Raw genomic sequence first — 21,004 nt, 5'->3', positions numbered from 1 at the left:
CCGGCGTGTCGTGCTCTCGACGCATACGAGGAGGAGTCATGTCCAACCGTCCCGAACCCCTTCCCGCCGGGGGAACAGCCGTCGTGACCGGTGCCTCCTCGGGCATCGGTGCGGCCTACGCGCGTCGGCTCGCCGGCAAGGGGCACGATCTGGTGCTGGTGGCGCGTCGCGGGGAGCGTCTCCGCGCCCTCGCCGCGGAGCTGACCGGGCGGCACGACGTACGCGTGGACACCGTCGTCGCGGATCTCGGCGAGGCCGGCGACCTGGACCGGGTCGCCCGGCGAGCGGCCGGGGACGACGTCGGGCTGCTGGTGAACAACGCGGGCATCAACGGCTACGGCCCCTTCGCCGAGACCGACGCGGCGCTGCTGGAGAAGGTGACGGCCGTGAACGTGGTGGCGCTCACCCGGCTCGCCCGTGCGGCGGTGCCAGGCATGCTGGCACGCGGCCGCGGCGCCGTGGTGAACGTGGCTTCCACTCTCGCCTTCGCCGGTTCGCTCCCGCCGGGCCCGCTGCCGGTGCGGGCGGTGTACGCGGGGACCAAGGGCTACGTCGTCACCTTCAGCCGCACCCTCGCCGCCGAGCTGGACGGGGCGCCGGTCCGTGTCCAGGTGCTGTGCCCCGGGCTGACGGCGACCGAGTTCCACCTCACCCAGGGCCAGGATCCGGTGGCCGGTGAGGTAGCACGCGTACACGACGACGGAGGCATGCCCGCCGAGGACGTGGTGACCGCTTCACTGAGGGCCCTGGAAACCGGCGAGGTCGTGTGCGTGCCCGGCCTGGCCGACGGTGAGGCGGTGGACCGCATCGCCGCGGCGGAAGCGGCGCTGCGCGCCTCGGCCACCGGCACGCTCGCCGAGCGATACCTGTGACGACGGGCGGCACGCGCGGTCCGGGAGCGGTCAGGCGGCGGTCTTCCCGCGGCGGCGGCCACGGGAGGCGAGGGCGTCGACGAGCTCCTCGCGGCTCATCTTCGACCGGCCGGGAACGTCCTGTTCGGTCGCCCGCTGGTACAGCTCCGCCTTGCTCAGCTTCTCCAGCTCCCGCTTGCCGCCGGCACCGCGGCCGCGGGCCCGCGCCGCCCCGGCCTTCTCCGGCGGAGCCTTCCGCGCCGGCGCCTTCGCCGACGCGCCCGACGACGACCGGGCGGCCGCCCTGCGCGGCGCGGCCTCCTCCTCGTGCCTGCCGGCCTCCTCCTCGTGCCTGCCGGCCGGCTCCTTGTCGCCACGGCCGGACCGGGCGGCCTTCAGGCTGCCTTCGAGGACCTTCATCAGGTCGATCACGTCGGTCGCCTCCGGAGGCTCCTGCGCCGTCGCGATCTCCTGGCCCCCGGCCTTGGCCTTCACCAGCTCGCGCACCTTCTCCTGGTAGGTGTCGCGGTAGCGGGAGGGATCCCAGTCGGAGCTGAGCGCGTCGACCAGTTGCAGCGCCATGTCCAGCTGCTTGCCCCGCCCCGCCCGGCCGGAGGGGAGCCCGGGCAGTTCCCGGCCCGGGTCGCGGACCTCGTCCGCCCAGTGCAGCGTCTGCAACACCAGCACGTCGTCCTCCGCGCGCAGCGCGGTCAGGTACTGCTTGTTGCGCATGACGAAGGTGGCGATCCCCGCCTTGTCCGTCTCGGCCAGCGCGGCGCGCAGCAGCTCGTAGACCTCGGTGTACTCCTTGCCGCGCGGGGCGATGTAGTAGGTGCGGTCGAAGTAGACCGGCTCGATCCGGTCGAGGTCGACGAAGTCGGTGATGTCGATGGTCCGCGAGCGGCCCGGCGCGATCTCGTCGAGTTCGCCGGGCTCGACCACGACGTACTGGCCCTCGTCCAGCTCGTAGCCCTTGACGATGTCGCTGGTGCCGACCTCGTCGCCGGTGCGCTCGTTCACCCGCTTGGTGCGGACCCGGTCGGAGGTGCCCCGCTGCAACTGGTGGAAGTGAACGGTGTGGTCCTCGGTCGCCGTGTAGAGGCCGACGGGGACGGTGACGAGCCCGAAGGTGATCACCCCTGACCAGATCGCCCGAGCCATGACCGTGCTCCGTCCCGTGTCCTCCAGCGCCCGTACTCGGCCCCTGTGCTTCCACGCTCGCACCGCTGCCGCGCCCGCGCCCGCCCAGGCCGCGCGTCGGGCACCCGAACGGTCCTCGCTTCGGTTCGTGACCGCCTCGCCCAGCGGTGGTGGGCCGCTCCCGGTGGGTTCACGATGGAGGAAGCGGCGCACGAATCCACGAACGATCACAGCGCTCGACTGGTCGCCGCGGACATGCGACCCGGCTGTCCGGCCGCGACGGGACTTCCGACTCCACGTGCCCGCGCGCGCGGCTCGCCCGTCTCCGGTCGCGGACCGTGGCCGCGGGTGCCGCGCGGGGCGGCGGCGACGGTCGGAAGGAAGATCGCGATGCCTACCGAGACCGAGTTGCTCAGGAGCGACGACAAGCAGATCGAGGAGCTGTTCCGCGAGAGTCCGGCGGGCGAGGTCCCCCGGGGCCCGATGGAGGGCGTGGCCATCATCCCGGGGGCCGGGCGCACGGGGGCACGGGTGCTCGCCGGCATGGTGAACCGGTTCTGCTGGCGGGGCAAGGTCTTCAGCCCGGAGGGTTACCTCAGCAACCGGCTCACCGCGCTGGACATCCTGTCCATCGTCGCCATGGTCGGGCCCGGACCCAGCCGCCTGGACGACCGCGAATGCATCGTCATCGACTACTCCCGCACGTCCACCGTGTTCGGGGCCGTACGGGACGAACTCCGCCAGGTCGACCCGGACCTGTACCTGGGGCTGATCTGGCTGGCCGGCCACAGGATCGGCTGGTTCACCCTGCGCGACCCCGGCAGCGTGCGGGGCTAGAACGCCCGCCCCGCCCGTACCGCCTCCCCCGGCCGTCCGGCACCGGACCCGTCGGCAGGCCGGGCCCGGCGCCGTGCGAGGGCCCGCACCGTGCCGCCCCGACGAAAGGCCCCCACCTTGTTCCCCGTCACACGCATCCGCGGAGCGGTGCCCCGGAAGCCGGGCACCGCTCGGAAGTCCGCGTCCCGCCCCGCCCTGCGCGGCACCGCCCTGGCCGCGTCCGCCACCCTGGCCCTCACCCTCACGGCGCTGCCCGCGACAACACCGCCCGGCCCGGCGGGTGTCCTGCGCGGGACGGTCACCAGCGCGGGGAAGCCGCTGTCCCACGCCACCGTCAGGCTCTTCGCGGGAGACCGGCACGGCGTCCGGCAACTGGGCCGCGCCACCACCGACGCGCACGGCTCCTTCCGGCTCCGCCCCGTGCAGCGCGGGGGCTCCGTGCAGTACGTCGAAGCGGTCGCCGCCGGGGACAAGGCCCTGCGGCTGCGTTCCGTCGCGGGTGTCGGCCCGGGCGGCGCTGTGCCGCAGCGCAGGGAATCCGCCGTCACCGTCAACGAGTTGACCACCGTCGCCACCGGCTACGCCCTGGCCCAGTTCACCGGCCGGCACGGCATCTTCGGCCCCAGCCCCGGCCTGGAGAACGCCGCGGCCACGTCGTACAACCTGGCCGACCCGGCCACGGGCAGGCCCGGGAAGGTCGTCACGGACCACGACAACGGTGACAAGAACGCCACCCTCGCCACCCTGGGCACCCTGGCCAACCTGGTCTCCCTGTGCGCTCCGGGGGCGGACACCGGACGATGCCGGGACATGCTGCGCCGGACGGCGCCCGCGCGGGCCGCCGCCCCGCAGGACACCGCGCAGGCCGTGTCCAACCTCGCCCACGACCCGAGGCGGTCCACCGGCGAGCTGTACGCGCTGGCCGGACGGGCGCACACCTACCGCCCCGCCCTGACCTCCGCGCCCACGGCCTGGGTGCTGGCCCTGCACTACACCCCTCCCGACGTCTACGCGCCCGGACGCATGGCCGTGGACGCCAAGGGAAACGTCTGGTCCTCCGTCAACTGGCTGCCCGGCACGCGGAACCCCAGTTCCTTCGTCACCGTTCAGGACCCGGTGGGCAACCCCGTGCTGAACAGCCCCATCAGCGGCGGCGGCATGAAGGCCGGGGCCTGGGGCATCGCCATCGACCACCAGGGTTCCGTCTGGGTGCCGAGCTACGGCGGTGACGCCATGTCGACGTACTCGTCCGCCGGGAAGCCGCTGTCACCCGCGACGGGGTTCAAGGACGGCGGCCTGGACCACCCGCAGGGCACCGCGGTCGACCAGCGGGGCAACGTGTGGATAGCGAACTTCTACGGCCTGAAGGGCAACCGCGGCAAGGGGAACGTGATCGTGTACCCGCACGGTGACCCCTCCAGGGCGATCACCATCACCGGCGGTGGCCTCGACCACCCGTTCTCCCTCCAGATCGACGGCTACGGACGGGCCTGGGTCTCCAACGCCCGCCTCAACGGCGCCAGGCTGCTGGACAAGCGCCCCCTCGACGGTCACGCGGGCGGCAGCGTCACCGTGATCGGGCCCGACTTCAAGCCGACCTCGTTCTCGCCCGTCAAGGACGCCTCGCTCGACTGGCCCCTCGGCCTCGCCGTCGACTCCCGGAACAACGTCTGGGTGCCCAGCTTCTTCAGCGACTCGGTCACCGAGATCGGGCCGGACGGCAAGGTCGTCGGTGTGCACAAGCTGTCCCGGCGCATCGCCCCCTGGTCCGTGGCCGTCGACGGTTCCGACCGGGTGTGGGTGGCCGGCTTCGGCACCCCGTCCGTCTCCGTCCTGTGCGGCGCGAACACCGGCGCCTGCCCGCCCGGCTCCACCACGGGCTCCGTACTGTCACCGCCCGACGGCTTCCGCAGCAAGTCCATCCAGCACCTCACCGCCGTCCAGCTCGACCAGTCCGGCAACGTCTGGCTGGCCAACAACTGGTCCAAGCTGGCCCCGCCCACCGGTGGTGACGGCCTGGTCGAACTCATCGGCGCCGCCACACCCGTCTGCACACCGCTTCAACCACTGCCGTCCCGCCCGGCGTCCACCGGCCCCACCCCGTGCGCCCTCCAGCACAGCAGCGGGAACCGGTGACTTCGGTGACTTGTCCGAACCCCCACGCCCCGGCCAGCCCCCTGGAGGAACGCCGTGTGCCGTCTCTTCGGCCTCAGCAGCGCCCCGCGCCGTACCCGCGCCACCTTCTGGCTCCTGGACGCCCCCGACAGCCTCAGCCGGCAGAGCCACCGGGACCCCGACGGCACCGGTCTCGGCCACTACGCCGCCGACGGCACCCCGCGCGTCGACAAGGCCCCCACCGCCGCCTACCGCGACCTCGCCTTCGCCGAGGAGGCCCGCGAGGTCGAGTCGGCGACGTTCATCGCCCACGTCCGCTTCGCCTCCACCGGCAGCCTGGACGTCCGCAATACCCATCCCTTCGAGCAGGACGGGCGGCTCTTCGCCCACAACGGGGTCGTCGAGGGCCTGGACGAGCTCGACGACCACCTGGGCGAGGACCGGTCACTCGTGGCGGGCGACACCGACTCCGAACGGTTCTTCGCCCTGATCACCCGGGAGACCCGGCGGCACGGCGGTGACGTCACCGAGGGCATCCGGCACGCCGCCCACTGGATCGCCGCCCACCTGCCCGTCTACGCCGTCAACCTGATCCTCATCACCCCGGAGGAACTGTGGGCGCTGCGCTACCCGGACACCCACGACCTCTACGTCCTCCAGCGCCGGGCGGGCGGCCAGCACGGCAGCCGGCACCTCGACCACAGCGGCACCCACGGCCGCATGCGCGTCCACTCGTCGAACCTCGCCGAGTTCCCCGCCGTCGTCGTCGCCAGCGAGCGCATGGACGACAACCCGCACTGGCGCGAGATGGAGCCCGGCGAACTGCTCCACGCCGGCCCCGACCTCCGCCTCACCCACCAGGTCGTCCTCCCCGATCCCCCGGCGCACCGGCTCACCCTGGACGACCTCCACCCGGACGCGGCCGCCTCGCAGAAGGCCGCGTGACGCTGCCCGCACGGCCTGCTCCGCCCGGCGCCGGGCGTGCCGGGCCGGGGGTGGCCGCGTCCGGCCTTCGGCGGATCCGATGACGTTTCCGAGATCCCGGCCCCTTCGGTCCCTGCCTGCCTGTACCGGGCCGCGCGTGGGTCCCGCGGACCCTCGTCGCACCGATGACGCCCATTCCGGAACTGTTAGCGTCTGGCCGGTCGCGCCCTCGGCACGTGGGCCGGCGGTTCCGGGAGAGGGTGTGGGATGGACGAGGCGACGTTCGGCCGACTGCTGCGTGCGGCACGACAGCGGGCCCTGCTGACCCTGGAGAGCCTCGCCGAGGCTTCCGGGGTGAGTGTCCGGGCCATCAGCGACATGGAACGGGGCAGGAGCCTGCCCCGGCAGGCCACGCTGAACGAGTTGCTGGACGCCCTGGAACTGAGCGAGGAGGAACGGCGCCACCTCGTGCAGGCGTCGGTACGGCGTGCCGGACGGGTGCCACGGCAGCTGCCGCCGGACCTGGCGGCGTTCCGTGGACGCGAAGAGGCCCTGGCCACCGTCCACCGCATCACCTCGCAGGTGGCGGCGCAGGGCGGCCATGTCGTGATCTCGGCGATCGGCGGCCTGGCGGGAGTGGGCAAGACGGCGCTGGCCGTGCACTGGGCGCACCAGGTGGCCGACCGCTTCCCGGACGGCCAGTTGTACGTGAACCTGCGCGGCTTCGAGGAGACCGACGACCCCCTCGATCCGGGAGTGGCCCTCGGCGGGTTCCTCCGCGCACTCGGAGTGCCGAGCAGCGAGATGCCGCCGGACACGGAGGAGCGCGCCGCCGTGTTCCGGGAGCGGACCGCGTCCCTGCGGCTGATCGTCGTCCTGGACAACGCCCGGGACCCGGACCAGGTCAGGCCGTTGCTGCCCGCTTCCGCGGGGTGCCTGACCATCGTCACCTCTCGAAGTCGGCTCACCGGTCTGGCCGTTGCCGAAGGGGCCCGCCTCGTCAGCCTCGACGTCTGGACGCCGCCGGAGGCGCTGGCCGCGCTGGCCGCGCGGATCGGACAGGAGCGGTGCCGGGCGGAACCGGAGGCCGCCACCGAGCTGGTCGAGCTGTGCGGGTACCTGCCGCTGGCGGTCGCCGTCGTCGGTGCCCAGCTGAGCGCGGCACCCCGGATGCCGTTGCGGCTGGGCGTGCGTGAGCTGCGGCAGGCCATACCCCGGCTGGACGCCCTCACGGGCGACGACCGGCGGGCCGACGTCCGCGCCGTGTTCTCCTGGTCCTACCGGGCACTCACCCCGGAAGCCGCCCGGTTCTTCCGGCATCTGGCGGTTCACCCGGGCCCTGCGGTGTCCGCGCAGGCCGCCGCCTCGCTGGCGGGTGTCCCGATGCCGGCGGCCCGGCGCCACCTGCGCGAACTGACCACGGCCAGCCTGCTCTCCCGCGACGCCGCCGGCCGTTACGTCCTGCACGACCTGGTACGGGCCTACGGCGCCGAACTGGCCGGGCAGGAGGAGGACGACCGTTCCGGCGCCGAGACCCGTCTGCTGGACTACCTGTGCCACAACGCCCACACCGCGAACACCTTCGTGTCCCGTTTCCCGGACGAGCCGATCGGCGATCCGGCGCCGGGAGTGGTGCTCGTGACGATCGACGACCGCGACGAGGGACTGGACTGGTACCGCCAGGAGGAGTCGGCCGCCGCCGCCGCGGTGCGCGCCTTCGACGACCCCCGGCTGCTGCGCCACCGCATCGCGCTGACCCGGGAGTGGGCCGCGTACAACTCGGTGGCGGGCCGCTGGGCGGAGGAGCTGACGGCCTCGCGCATCGGGCTCGACGCGGCCCTGATCCTCGACGACCCGGTGGCCGTGGCCCGGACCGGTACGAACCTGTCGATCGCCATGGTCGAGACGGGTGACGTCGCCGGGGCCGACGAGCCGATCGGCCTGATGCTCGGTCAGCTGGACCGGCTGCCCGCGAAGGAGCGGATGCTCGCCGAACGGTACGCCAGCCGTGTGCGCAGTTTCCAGCGGCGCTACGCCGAGGGCCTGGAGAACGCGCGCAGGAGCCTGGCGATCGCCCGGTCGCTGGGCGGGCGGTGGGAGATCGCGCGCTCGATCGCCATCATGGGCTGGTTCCTCGCCGCCCTCGGCGAGTACCAGGACGCACTCGCCGCGTGCGAGGAAGCGCTCCCCCTGCTGCGGGCGACCGGGAACCGTCACGACGAGGCCGGTGTCCGGGGCAACATCGGCTACATCCGGCAGCGCCTGGGCGACCTCGACGGCGCGATCGCCGACTACCGCGCGTCGCTGCGGCTCTACGAGGAGGTCCTCGACGAGTACAAGCAGGCGGAGGTGCTCGACGACCTGGCCTCCGCCCAGTTGGAGCGCGGGGAGAGGGAAGAGGCACGGGCGAACCTGGCCCGGTCGGCCGACCTCTTCGCTTCGTTGCGGGTCGCGCGCGCCGCGGAGACGCGCGCCAAGGCGGAGGCACTCGCCGACGCACCGACGCCCGCACCGGGCGCCTAGTGCTGTGACCGCAAAGGTTCACCGGCCTGGGGCGTGTGTCTTCCTTTGGCTGAGCAGACGTTCAGGAGCGCTCGGGCAAGGAAACCGTCGCAGGAACGCTGCGCGTCACACGTCGGCGGATGAGCTTTGTCGTCGGGAGAGGGATAGCCTGCGTCGCTCTCGGTCGATCTCGGTGACGACCACCGTGATCTCGTCGCCGACCTGGACGACATCTGCTGGAGCCTCCACCGGTGTCCAGGCGAGCTCGCGCAGGTGAACCAGTCCCTCGATCCCGTCGGCGACCTGGACAAAGACGCCGAACGGGATCAGCTTGGTGACCCGGCCAGGCAGTTTCTGCCCCACCGCGGTGGCGTCGGCGAATACCTGAAAGGGGTCCGGCTGTGTGGCTTTCAAGGACAGTCTGGCCTCCAGGTTCCATGTGTCGAACTGGAGAAACTCGCATGAGACGCGCTGCCCGACCTGCACAACGTCGGTGGCTGCCTCGAAGCGTCGCCAGGACAGTTCAGCGAAGGAGATGAACCCGACGCCGGGGAAGACCGGATGGTCGGGTCCGTCGTCCAGCGCTACGAACACACCGAACCGTTCGATCGCTGTGACGGTGCCGGAAAGGAACTCGCCGCGGTGCAGTGACTCCAGGAATGCCCAGAGTTCTGGGTTCTCAGACGGTCCACCCATCATGCTCCCAGCCTTTCACGAGGAGCTGCGCACTGGGCAGAAAGTGCGCTCACGCTGCGGTCTTGAGAGGACGTCCGCCCCAGCGGATGCCTTTCTCGCTGCGGATGCGGGCGCGTTCCTTGCGTTCGGCGGCCAGGACGTCACGGTGGCGGGCGTTGGCGTTGCGCCAGCGCAGGTAGGCGTGCAGGTGCAGGGCCCCTGTCTGGACGGTGTGGTTGGAGCGGTTGGAGTTGGCGATGGTGAACTGCCGCAGCGGTCCGAAGTGGGCTTCGATCGGATTCGCCCAGGATGCATAGGTCGGGGTGAAGCACAGTACGACCTTGTGCTTCTTCGCCCAGCGGCGGATGTCGTCGCCTTTGTGGGCGGACAGGTTGTCCATGATCACGTAGATCGGGGCGCAGTCGGGCCGGGCGGCACGGATCGACTTCAGCGCGGCCAGCGTGTTGGCGGCACCCTTTTTGCGGCGGTTGACGCCCCACAGGGTGTCGTCACCGACCGAGTAACAGTTGTGGAAGTACCGCACACCGTGAGTGCGGTGGTAGGTGGCGGGCAGCCGGTCGGGACGATTCTGCTCGGCCCAGCCCGAGCCCGCGGTGGGACGGATCCCGAGCGGGCCGAACTCGTCGAAGGCGAAGACCCGGTCGGGGAAACGGTCCAGGACCTCCTCGATCCGGTCCAGCTTCGCCTCGCGGTCGGGGTCCGGGGATTCCTTCCACGTCTTGGTGCGCTGGAAGGTCACGCCGCGGCGGGCGGGCAGGCAGCGTAACGCCTCGCGGCCGATCCGGATCACGTGGCCGTGGACTTTGCGCAGGTAGGCGACGAGCTTGCGCAGGGACCAGCGGGTGAAGGGCTGGCCGAGTTTGGTCGGGCGGGTGATGGCCGTCTGGATGACGAAGTCCTCGTCGTCAGGGCTGAGCTGGCGGGGAAGGCCTCCCGCCCACTGAGGGTCCAGGCAGGCCAGGCCGATCTCGTTGAAGCGGTGGATCACGTCCCGGACGGTGTCCTCGTCGGCCTGCACGAGCTGGGCGATCACGGGCACCCGGTTCCCGCCGGCCGAGGCCAGCAGCATCATCGCGCGCCGGTAGCGCACCGAGTTGGTGCTGCCCCGGCGCACGATCTGCTGCAGTTTCTGCCCTTCTTGGTCGGTCAGTCTGCGCACACGGACAGGCTCGGCCACCGCACCTCCAGCGGTCGGAACGGACGTCACCCCCCCATCCAACCGCCGCGATCACCAAACCGGCCAACCTATGCGGTCAGAGCACTAGCCGGCCGGGCGGGCGGCAGCAGCCGGGCGACGGCGATCGGACGGCAGCGGGCGGTCGGGCGACGGCGATCGGGCGACGGCGATCGGGCAGCCGGGCGGCCGGGCGGCCGGCTCCCGCTCGGCCCCGGGGGCGGCCGAGCGCGGCGACGACTCCCCCGCCGCGCGCACACCCCGGCGCACGAAGTCACCCCGGTACGGCACCTCGTCGGGGGGTGCGGGACCGGCATGCCGAGACGAGGAGAAGGCACCGCCGCGCCCGCCGGTGCGGGTGGGCCCCGGAACCGTCAACGGGCCAGGGAAGCCGCGTCGCCCATGACCACGACGGGGTGGTCGGCGGGGTCCAGCGTGCGCAGCAGCTGCTTCATGTGGGTCTTGGAGACGCTGATGCACGCGTGGGTGGGGCCGCCGTGGTCGACGTGGACCCATATGCCTCCGCCGCGGTTCGCCCCCATCGGGTGGGTGCCGTCCATCGGTGACGTACCGGGCTGCCGGTTGTAGTCGATGGCGATGACGTAGTCGAAGGAGCCGCTGAGCGGTTCGCCCTCGAAGCCGGTGCCGCCGACCCAGAAGGCGCCGGAGTGGTGGTAGGGCAACTTGGTGCCGGGGTCGGGCAGGCGGCCGCCGGCGTCGCTGAGGCCGAACACTCCTGTCGGGCTGTGCAGGTCGCCCTCGTAGTGCTCGTCGGTCCACCCCTTGTAGCCGTTGTGCGCCTCCCACACGGCCCCGGGACGCCAGCCGTCGTCGGTCCGCTGCCAGAGGACGACTCTCGACGTGGCCGAGTTCCGGCCGGCTCCGGTGACGAGGACGACCTGCCGGGTGTCGGCCGGGACCTTCGCCAGGGTCTTGGGGCCGAGTCCCGGAAGCCGGGCGGGGAGCCCGGGCCGCGCCCGGCTGGCCGCCTGTGACGCGGCCGGGGCGGACGCCGACCGTCCGGTCTCCGGCCCGGCGGCGGCCTGGTCGTCGGAGATGCTCCTGGCCGCCGGGGCGGAGGCGCCCACGGGCAGGTGCCGGCAGGCGGTCACGCCCAGCGCGGAGACGACGAGCGCCGCGGCCGCCGACAGGCAGATCTTGTGAAGACGCATGGGTGCAGGCTTTCTCGATCGAGAGGGGTCGGGGGACCTCGCGTGGTGGGACCCGCGGCGCCGAGACCGCGTACGGCGCTCCGGGCACGTCATACGGTGTGCGCGCGGCGAAGCCGGCCCGCCGTGTGTGTTTCCGTGTCGCGGGGCCGGGCCGAGGTTCAGCCGCGGGCGTTCTCGGGCACGGTGATCTGGTGCTCGCCCCAGTTCATCCTGGTGGTCGCCCGGCAACCGACCATCGTGCCCGCCTCCAGGCCCGCCCTGCCGGCCCTGGCCGAGGGCTTCACCAGCAGGTACTGGTCGCTGAGCATGGCGCCGGTGGCGGGGTCGAAGACGAGTCGCTGCCTGGTGGTCCCCAGAGGGGTCTGATACGTGTCGGGGGGCTCGATTCCCACGCCTTCGCGCCCCAGCGTGTCGGTGACGCGTCCGACCACGCGGACCCCTGGCAGATCGGCCATCACGCGGTACGCCGCGGCACGGACGGCGGGCTTCACGGGCATCGTGACGAGGTTGCCCGCCTGCCGCAGCATCCAGGTACTGCGACCTGACGTGTCGTTGTCCGCGCTGTCGTCCTGGGCGTAGAGCTTCTCCAGGTAGTGGCGGAGTGCCCCGTCGGTGGAGGGCAGTGCCCGCAGTTCCTTGTAGGAGACGTTGTCCGGGCCGAGGGCGTAGATCTTGTCGTCGGTGTTCGTCCGCATGACCGTCGGGCGCCCGGTTCCCATCACGAAGCTGTGCTTGAAGGCCCCCGACGTCGTACTCGTCCCGGTCTCGACCTTGCGGGGCGAGCCCGCCGCGTGCCAGCGCGCCCGGTCCGCCGCGGTCCGGGGCTCGGTCACGGAGTTCAGCCCCGAGACCGCCAGGCTCCCCGTACCGGGCCGCACGCCCACCGACCATTCCTCCGTCGACGTCACGCGCAGGGCGAAGAGCCGGCCGTTCGCTTCGGCGACGTCCGTGTACTGCGATCGCGTGGTGGTCTGCCAGTAGGTCGCTTCGGCGGAGGTCTCCGCCTTCTTCGCCGCGCTGAGGAGTTCGATACGACCGTCCACGTGGACCTCCGCGGCGCCGCCCGGCGCTCGCGTCGCAGCGGGGGGCCGCGGTCGGGCCGCGGAGGCGTCGTCCGGCGCATGGGTGTCGAGCGTGCCCACGGTCACCACCACGGACGCCGTCACCGCCGCGAGGACCACCGCCGCTCCCAGGGGCCGGTACCGGCTCTTCCGGCGCGTGACGTGGCCGTCCGCCGGGTCGGAGGTGATGTGCGCGTAGAGCTGGCGCTGCCGCAGCGGGTCCACCAGCCGGGAGGGGTTCAGTTCGTCGGGCCGCGCGTCCGTGAGCGCCTTCATGGCATCGGGCCGTCCGGACCGCTTGTCGGAGTTCTTCATGCGGGCGCTCCTTGCTGCTGGATGTGGATCGTTGCCTCCGAAGGGGTGTGTGCGGACGCCGCCTCTGTCGCCGCTTCTGCCGCCGCCTCCGTGGCCTGTGCCGTCTCCAGGGCCTTCTCCAGACGACGGCGGGCTCGGAACAGCCGGACCGTCAGCGTGGCGCCGGTGCAGTTCAGGACCCGGGCCGCTTCCTTGGCGCTCAGACCGTGCCAAGCGATCAGCGTCAGCAGTTCCCGGTCGCTGTCCGGCAGGCTCGCGAGGGCCTTTAACGCGATGTGCCGGTCGGTGACCTCCGCCGCGACGTCGCCGACGTACGTCGGGGTGCCGCGGCTGATGCGCTGTGCTTCCTCCGCGGCGATGGCGTATCGGAGGGCGTCCCGGCGGCGCAGTTCGCGCACCAGGTTGCGGGCCACCCCCAGAAGCCACGGCAGCGCCGGGTCGGGGATGTCGTGCCTTCGCCGCCAGGCGACCGTGAACGTCTCGCTGGTGATGTCCTCCCCTGCTTGCCGTCCGACGAGGCTCGTCGCATAGCCGAGGACGCGCGGGTAGCACTCCTCGTAAACATCTCGGAAGCGCTCGGCAGTTGTCACGGACGCGCTCCCTTCCTCCTGGCTTTCACACCCAGCAATGCGCGCTGCGGCCCGTTCCTTACACGCGGGAGCGGAAAACCTGCCGAAGTGACCGACGTCATATCGAGGTCCGGCACCCCACGCAGGTGTGCGGGCGCGGGAGTTCACCGGGCGTGCGGCGTCCGAGGAACGGCGCCCCGGGCCCTGGCACCGTGGGGTCACAGGGCGGGCACGGGCACCGCTCGGAGCCGGCCGCCGGCCGCATGATGCCTTTTCAGCACCAGCGACTCACCGGGAACATACCGATCCACACTCCCGGAGCCCCGGCCGGGCGACTCGCTCGGCGTGCGGGTGGCCTGGCGGGGTCAGGTGGGGGTGGGCGGTGCGGTGAGGTGGCCGAGGACGGCGGTGACGTGCAGCATGCGTTCGAGGTGGGCCGGCCGGTTGTCCAGGTGGAGGGTGGCTCCGAGGACGCTGGTACGGCGGTGGATCATGAGCAGGGCCGTCAGCCCGGAGGAGTCGATGTACGCCAGCTCGCGGAAGTACGGCCGGCGGTGGGCCGCCGGCCGTGAGCCGCCGGCTGACCTCGTCGAGGAGGTCGTCGCTGGTGTCGTAGTCGAGTTCGCCGCCGACCAGGACGGTCAGCGTGCCGGACTCGCGGCGGACGGTCAGGGTGAAGTCGCCGGGTGGCATGTGCGTCATGCGTGTGTGCCGGGGGCGGGACGGGCGATGACCTCGGTCAGGGCGGTCCTGCCGTGGTCGAGCATCTTCAGGGCGCGGGGGAAGTCGTGGAGTTGGCCGGCCAGGGCGTCGAGGCCCGCCGGCAGCGAGTGGGCGGGGACGCCCCTGGCCATGAGGATGCCGGCGGTCGAGGTGAGGAAGGTCGTGAACAGGTCGGGGTCGTCGACGTAGAGGGCGGCGGCCAGGAAGTCGACGATGTGGGCGATGTCCTCGGCGGTGCGTTCGCGCTGGGCGCCGCTGTAGGCGCGCATGGCGGGGAAGCGGTGGTCCAGGTCGGCCAGGGTCTGCTTGACGACCTGGGGCCGGGACCGGGCGACCAGGGTGTACTCCTGGTCGGCCAGGTGCGGCAGGTCGTCCACCGTGTGCCGGATCGCCGAGGCGTCCGGCCGCGGTACGCCTGCCGCCAGGACGGCGACCGCGGCCCGCGCGTCGGCCGCCCACCGGTCGGCACCCAGGGCGGTGGCGTAGCGCCCCCGGGGCCCGAAGGCGCTGCCGCCGGCCAGGACGGGGACACCGATGGCCTGGCAGGCGGTGATGGCGGCGTGCGCGGTCGGCAGGTGGGTGGGGATCGATCCGGACAGCAGGACCGCGTCGGGGTCGGTCAGGTGCAGGTGGGCGACCAGGTGCGGGGTGGGTGTCCGGGCGCCGAGGCAGTCCACCCGCCAGCCGTGCAGGGCGAGGACCTCGGCGACCAGGCGGGCGGGCAGCGCGTGCCATTCCCCGTCCACGCAGGCCACCGTCACCCGGCCGCGGTCAGGCGCGGGCCGGCCGGCGCCGGGGTGGTGGGCGAGGGAGGCGATGACCCGCTCGTTGATGGCGGTGGCGGCGTGCTCCTGGGCGACGCTGATACGGTCCGCCGCCCATGCGAGGCCGACTCTCTCCTGCACGGGCGCGATGACCCGGAGCAGGAGCGTCTCCTGGCTCACCCCCTGCGCGAGGGCGTCGTGGACGATCGCCGCGGCCCGGTCCTCGTCACCGTCGATCACGGCCTGCCACAGCCGCTGCACCGCACCGGCTGTCGCGGTGGGCTCACTCACTACCTGCTCCTCCTGGTCGGTCCACCGCTCGCACGGCCGTCGACGGTGCTCAGCGCGCCGGTGTCGGGGCGGTGACGGCCATGACGGCCATGTCGTCGTGGCGGCCGGTGCCCAGCCACTGCGCGGCCAGCATCTGCACCCGCTCCACCACCGCTTCCGCCGGCATGCCCACGCAGTCGGCGAGCGCCCGCCTCAGACGGTCCTCCCCGAAGAACTCGTCACCCAGCGGGCCGCCGCGGGCCTCGGTGATCCCGTCGGTGTACAGCAGGCAGGTCTCGCCGGGCGCGAGGGCCGTCTCGACGGTGCGCGCGGTGACGGTCGGCAGGGCGCCGACCAGAGTGCCGCGGGTGCCGGCCTCCTCCACGGTGCCGTCGGTGCGGACGATGAGGGGCGGCATGTGTCCGGCACTGGTCAGCCGAAGCCGCACCCGGTCGTCACGGCGGTGTACGGAGGCCAGCGCGAGGGTGGCGAAACGGGTGTGCCGGGAGGTGAGAAGGGCGCTGTTGAGCAGGTTGAGGATCTGCTGGTGATCCTCGGCCAGGGGCAGCAGGGCGTGCAGGGTGTTACGGATCTTGCCGGTGAGGACCGCCGCGTCCAGGCCCTTGCCCGCCACGTCACCGAGGACGACCAGCGTCTCCTCGGCCGGGCCGGCGCCGGGGTGGACGTCGTAGAAGTCACCGCCGATCCGCTCGTGGTCCTTGGCGGGCCGGTAGCTGCCGGCGTACTCCACGCCGTGCACCGTGCGCAGCGTGGGCGGCAGCAGGTCCTGCATCAGCGTGGCGGTGATCGTGGCCTGCTCGGTGTAGAGGCGGGCGGCGGACAGGGCGGCGCCGGCGCGTGCGGCGAACAGGCGGGCGAAGCCTTCCTCGCCCTCGGTGAAGGCCTGCTCCGTGCTCGAGCGCAGCAGGATGAGCGCGCCGGCCGGGACGCCGTGCCCGGGCAGCGGGGCCACGATGACGGAGCCGACCGGGCCGGTGAAGCCGTCCGGGATCGCCCAGTCGGGGATGTCGTCGGGGTTGATCCAGCGGGCCGGGACCGGCGGGTACCCCTGCAGCGCCTCCGTGAGCCCGGGCACACCGGCGATGTCGACCTGCCGGCTGGTCCGGACGGCGGGGCCGCCTCGGCGGGCGTGGGTGAGGGAGCAGCGCCGTCCCTGGGGTGGCGCGATCAGGACGGCGGCGTCGGCGAGGTGCTCGGCGGCCAGGGAAGCGGCCACCTCCATGCACCGCGGCACGTTCAGCGTGGACAGCAGTGTGCTGGACGCCTGCGACAACACCTCGGAGCGGCGCCGCGCGTCGCTGAGCGCCCGTTCGGCCTGGCGGCGGTCGGTGGCGTCGACCAGCCACCACACCACGTCACCCTCGCTGACGGTGGGGTGCGCCTCGAAGTAGCGGTCGCCGATGGCTCCGTGCGGGGCCTCGGCTGCAGTGCCCGGAGGGGATGCGAAGACGGCCCGCTGATGGGCGTCGGCGAGCCAGGCCGGCACCTGCGCGGAGAGCCGGGCGCCGTTCACCGCGTCCGGCAGTACCAGCCGGGCGGCGTCGTTCAGGCGCACGAGACGGCCGTGCCGGTCGGAGACCAGCACAGGATAGGGAGCCTCAGTCCACGCCGGGCCGGTCTGCCGGCCGGCCTCGGGTCGAGGGGCGGAACAGCTGCGAGAAGCAGTCACAAACAGAGGCACGCACGGTGCGCACCTCACCACCTTCCTGCCATACGGGAACAGATTTCCTCCGGCAACCGTCCCGCACGGCCCCGGGCCATTGCAAGCCTCCCGCGAAAGGCGCACGCAAACACCACGAATCAGCCTGTCGCGCAGTGTGCAGTCACTACGCACAATATGGGTATAAGGGCTATTTCAGATGAGGCCGGGCAGTCGGGCTCCGACAGCGGGCTGTCACGCGTGCCGACCGCCGCCCGTGACCGCGGGGCAGCACATGTGTCCATGGACCGGGCCGACCCGGGACACACATGTCACATACTCACCGGCGCGGCGGCCCACATGTGATTCGGGATACACTCACACGTATGACCAATAACGAGGTGGTTTCCGAGGCCGCGGCGGCTTTCCAGACGGCTACGGAGCGGCTCGCCGGTGCCCTCCCGGACGGCCTGCACGAGCGCGGTCCGGGCGGCGCCCTGCTGGCCGTCACCCGCTCGCTGATCCCCCTGCTCAACAGCATCATGAGTGTGGCCGACGTGCCGGACGCGGCGGAGATCGAGCTGCTCTGCGACAAGGCCGCACCGCATGTCGCACAGCTGCCCTGGAGCATCCGGCTGCGGGGCGAGCCCGGTACCGAGATCGTCGGCATCGCGGCCGCTCACGGGCTCCGCACAGTGACCCGGCAGCCCTTCATGCTGCTGTCGCTGGACGGGGACCGCGACAGCCGGGAGTCCGGCCACGGGCCGGTGACCGTGCGTCCGCTCCGCGACGACGAGGACGAGACCTTCGCCACCGTGCTCGGCGCCGCCTTCGGGGCTCCCCCGATGATCATCAGCAGTCTGTACACGCCCCGCGTGCTCGGGCAGTCCTTCGTCCAGGCTTACGTCGCCGAGGTGGACGGGGTGCCGGCCGGAGCGGGTCTGGCGGTCCTCACCGAACGGCATGTCGGACTCGCCAACATCGGCACCCTGCACGAGCACCGGCGGCGGGGCGTCGGCCGCGCGGTGACCGAGGCGATCCTGCGGGACGGCCGGGCCGCCGGGGCGCACACGGCGTATCTGCACTCCAGCGAGGAGGCGCTGCCGCTCTTCGAGCAGGCCGGCTTCCGCACCGAGGAGTCGTGGACGGCTTTCACGGCCTGACGTGCAGGTGACGGCGGCCCAGCCGGCCGGTGGGCCGCCGGGCCGGGCCCACGCCCGGCCCGCGTGTCACCGGAGGGCGCCCGGCGGCGGGGGAACGGCTCACACGCCCGGCGGCGGACCGTCGGACAGCCGGGCGAGCTGGGCCTGCCACAGTTCGTCCAGGCGTTCCACCCAGGTGGGCGACAACGTGTCGAACGCCTTCGGGAGGAAGGCGCGGACGGCGCTCTCGACGACGATCTCCGTGTCCTCCCCTACCTCGGTCAGCAGATACCCCTGGTACAGCCGGACACTGGTGCCCAGGCACATCCAGCCGAGCCGGCGGGGCGGTACGTTCTCCCCCACGTAGACCTCGAACCGGTGGCCGCACCAGAGCACCTCGAAGGTCTGGGTGAAGGTCCGGGTGCTGACCTCCTCGCACCCCGGGACCCAGCTGGTCCAGTCCGCCGCGTCGGTGAGCACGCGGAAGACCCGCTCGGGCGGGCCGGGCACGACGGCCTGGACGTGGTGGAAGCCGTGGGCTTCGGCAGGTGAGAAGCCGGACGGCCAGTGGATGTCCGGGTGGCTGTCTGCGGGGTCGTGCATCCCACTCTCTCTCACTCTGCTTCTGGCTCCGGTCGCCCCCCGGCGGCGCTCGTGACGCGTACCGGAGGGCCTGCCCCGGTCCAGGATGCGGCATCGCCCGTGCGGATCCATACGTCATCTGACTGGCCGCGCGCCGGCCCGGCGCGTCAGCTGCCGCCGCTCCCGGTCTGCTCGGCCACCAGGTACGCGGCGTACCACTCGGCCCAGCCGGGGTCCGCGTCGCCGGTGCCCTCCGGTCGTTCGGCGTGTGCCGCGGCCGCCCGGCGCAGGGCCCGGGCGAGGTCGTCCGCGGAGGTGAAGGCCGTCGGGCCGGGACCGATACGGCCGGGCAGGCGGGAGGTGACCTCCTGGACCAGCCACCCGTTGCCGTCCGGGTCGCGGAAGGGGAAGTGCGAACGGTAGCTCTCCCGCCCGGGGTGCAGTCCGGGCTCGGGGGCGGGCCCTCCGGTGTGGTAGTAGTCGCCCACCTCGACCCCCAGCTCCACCAGCCTGTCCCGTTCCGCGACGATGTCGGGGACGCACAGGTACATGTTCTGGGCCGAGCCGGGTTCGGCCGTGGTCAGGCCCGCTCCGAACTGCACCGAGCACGCCGATCCCGGCGGGGTGACCTGCACCTTCGCCGGTGGCGTGCGGTCCAGTCGCCAGCCGAGCCGTAGATAGAACGCCTTCGCCCGCTCGACGTCGGACACGGGGATCGTCACCACCTCCAGCCGCTCGTCGGAGCTGAACCGCACCGGTTCTGCCGCCATGACGTCCGCCTCTCCCCAGGGATGTCTCACACCTATCTGGACGAACCTACGCCCCCGTCGAGGGCAAAACCAGCGAATCATGCACATATCTTCGCTCGACATGTGTCCGGTAGACTCCGGCCCGGAGACACGTGTGCCGGAGACGGACCCGGCGGGCACAGGGGAGCACAGGGCCGGCCGCGAGGTCGACGACGCGTGTCCGTGTGCTGCCCTTCGTGTGTCTCCTTCCGTCGTGACCATGGACTGTGAGGGCCGCATGACCGTCATCCCCGCGGGAGACCCGGGCCGCGCTCGGTACGACACGGCGACGGCATCGACGGTCACCTCCGTCGGCGAACACCTGCATCTGGTGCACTCGGGGAGCAGGCCGCCGGTGTGGCTCACCCGGCTCGCCGGCCGGCTCGGCCCCACCCGGCCGAACGAGGCGTTCGTCGTGGTCGGCGTGCCCTCGGTCGAGGGCGGCGCGGAGGGGCTGGGCCGGCTGCTGGCGCCCGCGCTGGAGGCGGGCCGGGACGCGCGGGTGCGCCTGCTGACACTGGTGATGTCCGAGGGCGCCCACGACGCCGACGACAGCCCGTCGGCGGCCCGGCTGATCAGCGAACGGTGGGGAGTGGACGTCCTGGCCACCGCCGGGTCCGCGCTCGTGACGGCGGCGGGTCGTCTCTTCGCGCCCGGCCACCCGGGGGGACCCGGCGGCTGGTGGCACTTCTCGCCCGGCACGGCCGCCCGGCACGTGAGCAGTCATCTGCCCGTTCCGGACTGGGAGATCGCGGTGCGTCGGGTGGGCCGCCAGACACTGGCCGGGCACACCGTCGAACCCGTGCCGGCCGGGCTGGCCGTGCGGCCCGCGGGACCGGTGTCGCCCGCCACCCACGCCCGGCTGCACGCCGTACCGCCGGAGGACGGCCGGCCGCAGCTGATCATCACCTCGCCGCGGACTCCCGCCACCGTCCTCGCGGTGGTCATGGGGACGCTCCCCGAGCGGGTCCGCGGCTCGCTGCGGCTGGTTTCGCTGGCGGGTCGGCCGATGTCACGGACCGCTCAGGAGGTGTCGGACCTCCTGGGCCGCGAGGTCGGCGTGGCGCTGGGTGTGCCCGTCATGAACGGCAGGGCCGTCCCGCAGGGCGTCTCGGCCGGCGACGCCGACGCGGACCAGTACCTGTTCGACGAGGAGGGCCGGCCCGCCTGGCGGCCCTTCGCCCGGACCCTCGCCCACGGGCCGGCGACGAGCGAGGGGAGCCGGCCGGCGCGCGTCACGCAATGGCGGGTCCCCGCGGTGCTGAGCGCGGGCACCGGGCCCGACGCGCTGTCGCTGGGCCGGGACTGGAAGGCGGAGGTGACCTCGTCGGGTCTGTGGATCGGACCGCGTGACGCCGCACCACCGCTGCTCGCCACGGCCCGCCCCGCCCGCGCCGACACCGTCGCACTCGACCTCGGGCCCTGGGGTCCGCACCGGCCGCTCGACGCATCCCTGTGGCCGGCGCTGGAGAGGCTGTTCGGGCAGTTGGAGCCCGAGGTCTGTGTCCGGGCCGTGGTGCACGTCCACGGCGTGCTCGACGCAGGGGACGGTGAGCTGCTGCACGGGCTGACGGTCCGTCACGGACTGCGGCGCGCCGACTCGGTGACGTCGCCCCGGCCGGAGCCCGCGGGACGCCCTGGCATCGCACGTGAACCCGCCTCCGGCTCCGGCCGGTCCCGGCAGCGCACCCCACTTCCGGCGTGCGGCTCCTGACCCAT

At 72.8% G+C, this 21,004-nt stretch carries 18 protein-coding genes; 7 read left to right on the top strand and 11 right to left on the bottom strand.

All coding sequences use genetic code 11. The annotated features are described in order from the left end of the window. Positions 1 to 38: 38 nt before the first annotated feature. Positions 39 to 872 carry an SDR family oxidoreductase gene (locus tag AB0947_RS29205; RefSeq protein WP_366753329.1) on the top strand — a complete coding sequence of 278 codons (834 nt, stop codon included), beginning with the start codon at positions 39 to 41 and terminating at the stop codon, positions 870 to 872. Between the two features lie 30 nt (positions 873 to 902). Here the strand turns inward: AB0947_RS29205 and AB0947_RS29200 are convergent, their stop codons facing one another. Then, positions 903 to 2,012: a Ku protein gene (locus AB0947_RS29200; RefSeq protein ID WP_366753328.1), complete on the bottom strand. Its 1,110-nt coding sequence runs from the start codon at positions 2,010 to 2,012 to the stop codon at positions 903 to 905. Positions 2,013 to 2,381: 369 nt separating this feature from the next. On the opposite strand from AB0947_RS29200, the gene AB0947_RS29195 reads away from it, so the two are divergent. The 4 genes from AB0947_RS29195 to AB0947_RS29180 all read left to right on the top strand — a co-directional run bounded on the left by AB0947_RS29195 (position 2,382) and on the right by AB0947_RS29180 (position 8,390). Next, positions 2,382 to 2,828: a hypothetical protein gene (locus AB0947_RS29195; protein WP_366753327.1), complete on the top strand. Its 447-nt coding sequence runs from the start codon at positions 2,382 to 2,384 to the stop codon at positions 2,826 to 2,828. Positions 2,829 to 2,975: 147 nt separating this feature from the next. Then, the gene (locus tag AB0947_RS29190; RefSeq protein ID WP_366753326.1) at positions 2,976 to 4,964 is read left to right on the top strand and encodes a hypothetical protein; all 1,989 of its coding nucleotides are present in this window, start codon (positions 2,976 to 2,978) and stop codon (positions 4,962 to 4,964) included. 54 nt (positions 4,965 to 5,018) lie between these two features. Next, on the top strand, positions 5,019 to 5,888 hold the full coding sequence (locus AB0947_RS29185) for a class II glutamine amidotransferase (protein WP_366753325.1): 870 nt from the start codon (positions 5,019 to 5,021) through the stop codon (positions 5,886 to 5,888). 246 nt (positions 5,889 to 6,134) lie between these two features. Beyond that, entirely contained in the window at positions 6,135 to 8,390 is a 2,256-nt protein-coding gene (locus tag AB0947_RS29180) for a tetratricopeptide repeat protein (protein WP_366753324.1), read from the top strand. Between the two features lie 105 nt (positions 8,391 to 8,495). Here AB0947_RS29180 and AB0947_RS29175 read toward each other — a convergent pair whose 3' ends face one another. The 8 genes from AB0947_RS29175 to AB0947_RS29140 form a co-directional block, all read right to left on the bottom strand. Next, positions 8,496 to 9,068 carry a S1 RNA-binding domain-containing protein gene (locus tag AB0947_RS29175; protein WP_366753323.1) on the bottom strand — a complete coding sequence of 191 codons (573 nt, stop codon included), beginning with the start codon at positions 9,066 to 9,068 and terminating at the stop codon, positions 8,496 to 8,498. Between the two features lie 46 nt (positions 9,069 to 9,114). Further along, on the bottom strand, positions 9,115 to 10,242 hold the full coding sequence (locus AB0947_RS29170) for an IS630 family transposase (protein ID WP_366753322.1): 1,128 nt from the start codon (positions 10,240 to 10,242) through the stop codon (positions 9,115 to 9,117). A 371-nt stretch (positions 10,243 to 10,613) separates the two neighbouring features. Then, positions 10,614 to 11,411: a L,D-transpeptidase family protein gene (locus tag AB0947_RS29165; protein ID WP_366753321.1), complete on the bottom strand. Its 798-nt coding sequence runs from the start codon at positions 11,409 to 11,411 to the stop codon at positions 10,614 to 10,616. A 158-nt stretch (positions 11,412 to 11,569) separates the two neighbouring features. Continuing rightward, positions 11,570 to 12,787 carry a CU044_5270 family protein gene (locus AB0947_RS29160; RefSeq protein WP_366753320.1) on the bottom strand — a complete coding sequence of 406 codons (1,218 nt, stop codon included), beginning with the start codon at positions 12,785 to 12,787 and terminating at the stop codon, positions 11,570 to 11,572. Continuing rightward, the gene (locus AB0947_RS29155) at positions 12,784 to 13,377 is read right to left on the bottom strand and encodes a sigma-70 family RNA polymerase sigma factor (RefSeq protein WP_366753319.1); all 594 of its coding nucleotides are present in this window, start codon (positions 13,375 to 13,377) and stop codon (positions 12,784 to 12,786) included. Before AB0947_RS29155 ends, AB0947_RS29160 begins: the two co-directional genes overlap by 4 nt. Positions 13,378 to 13,721: 344 nt before the next feature. Next, positions 13,722 to 13,850: a hypothetical protein gene (locus AB0947_RS29150; protein WP_366753318.1), complete on the bottom strand. Its 129-nt coding sequence runs from the start codon at positions 13,848 to 13,850 to the stop codon at positions 13,722 to 13,724. A 204-nt stretch (positions 13,851 to 14,054) separates the two neighbouring features. Further along, positions 14,055 to 15,134 (bottom strand): B12-binding domain-containing protein, encoded by a 1,080-nt coding sequence (locus AB0947_RS29145; protein WP_366753317.1) that lies wholly within the window; start codon positions 15,132 to 15,134, stop codon positions 14,055 to 14,057. A 49-nt stretch (positions 15,135 to 15,183) separates the two neighbouring features. Beyond that, positions 15,184 to 16,719 carry a PP2C family protein-serine/threonine phosphatase gene (locus tag AB0947_RS29140; RefSeq protein ID WP_366753316.1) on the bottom strand — a complete coding sequence of 512 codons (1,536 nt, stop codon included), beginning with the start codon at positions 16,717 to 16,719 and terminating at the stop codon, positions 15,184 to 15,186. A gap of 440 nt (positions 16,720 to 17,159) precedes the next feature. Between AB0947_RS29140 and AB0947_RS29135 the strand changes: the two genes are divergently transcribed. Further along, positions 17,160 to 17,936, top strand: coding sequence for a GNAT family N-acetyltransferase (locus tag AB0947_RS29135; protein ID WP_366753315.1), 777 nt, complete (start codon positions 17,160 to 17,162; stop codon positions 17,934 to 17,936). A 99-nt stretch (positions 17,937 to 18,035) separates the two neighbouring features. Here the strand turns inward: AB0947_RS29135 and AB0947_RS29130 are convergent, their stop codons facing one another. Together AB0947_RS29130 and AB0947_RS29125 are read right to left on the bottom strand one after the other, a co-directional pair. Next, a complete protein-coding gene (locus tag AB0947_RS29130; protein WP_366753314.1) occupies positions 18,036 to 18,518 on the bottom strand; it encodes an SRPBCC family protein in 483 nt (160 codons plus the stop codon). Between the two features lie 146 nt (positions 18,519 to 18,664). Next, a complete protein-coding gene (locus AB0947_RS29125) occupies positions 18,665 to 19,267 on the bottom strand; it encodes a VOC family protein (protein WP_366753313.1) in 603 nt (200 codons plus the stop codon). Positions 19,268 to 19,505: 238 nt separating this feature from the next. Here AB0947_RS29125 and AB0947_RS29120 point away from each other — a divergent pair, with 238 nt between their 5' ends. Continuing rightward, positions 19,506 to 20,999, top strand: a complete 1,494-nt coding sequence (locus AB0947_RS29120; protein WP_366753401.1) for a hypothetical protein — start codon at positions 19,506 to 19,508, stop codon at positions 20,997 to 20,999. The last annotated feature ends 5 nt before the right edge of the window (positions 21,000 to 21,004 follow it).

The organism is Streptomyces sp. NPDC047841 (assembly GCF_040704085.1).
In the GTDB taxonomy this organism is placed as follows: Bacteria; Actinomycetota; Actinomycetes; order Streptomycetales; family Streptomycetaceae; genus Streptomyces; species Streptomyces argyrophylli.
Note: the sequence above shows the minus strand (reverse complement) of the source record. Positions and strands in the feature narration are given on the sequence as shown.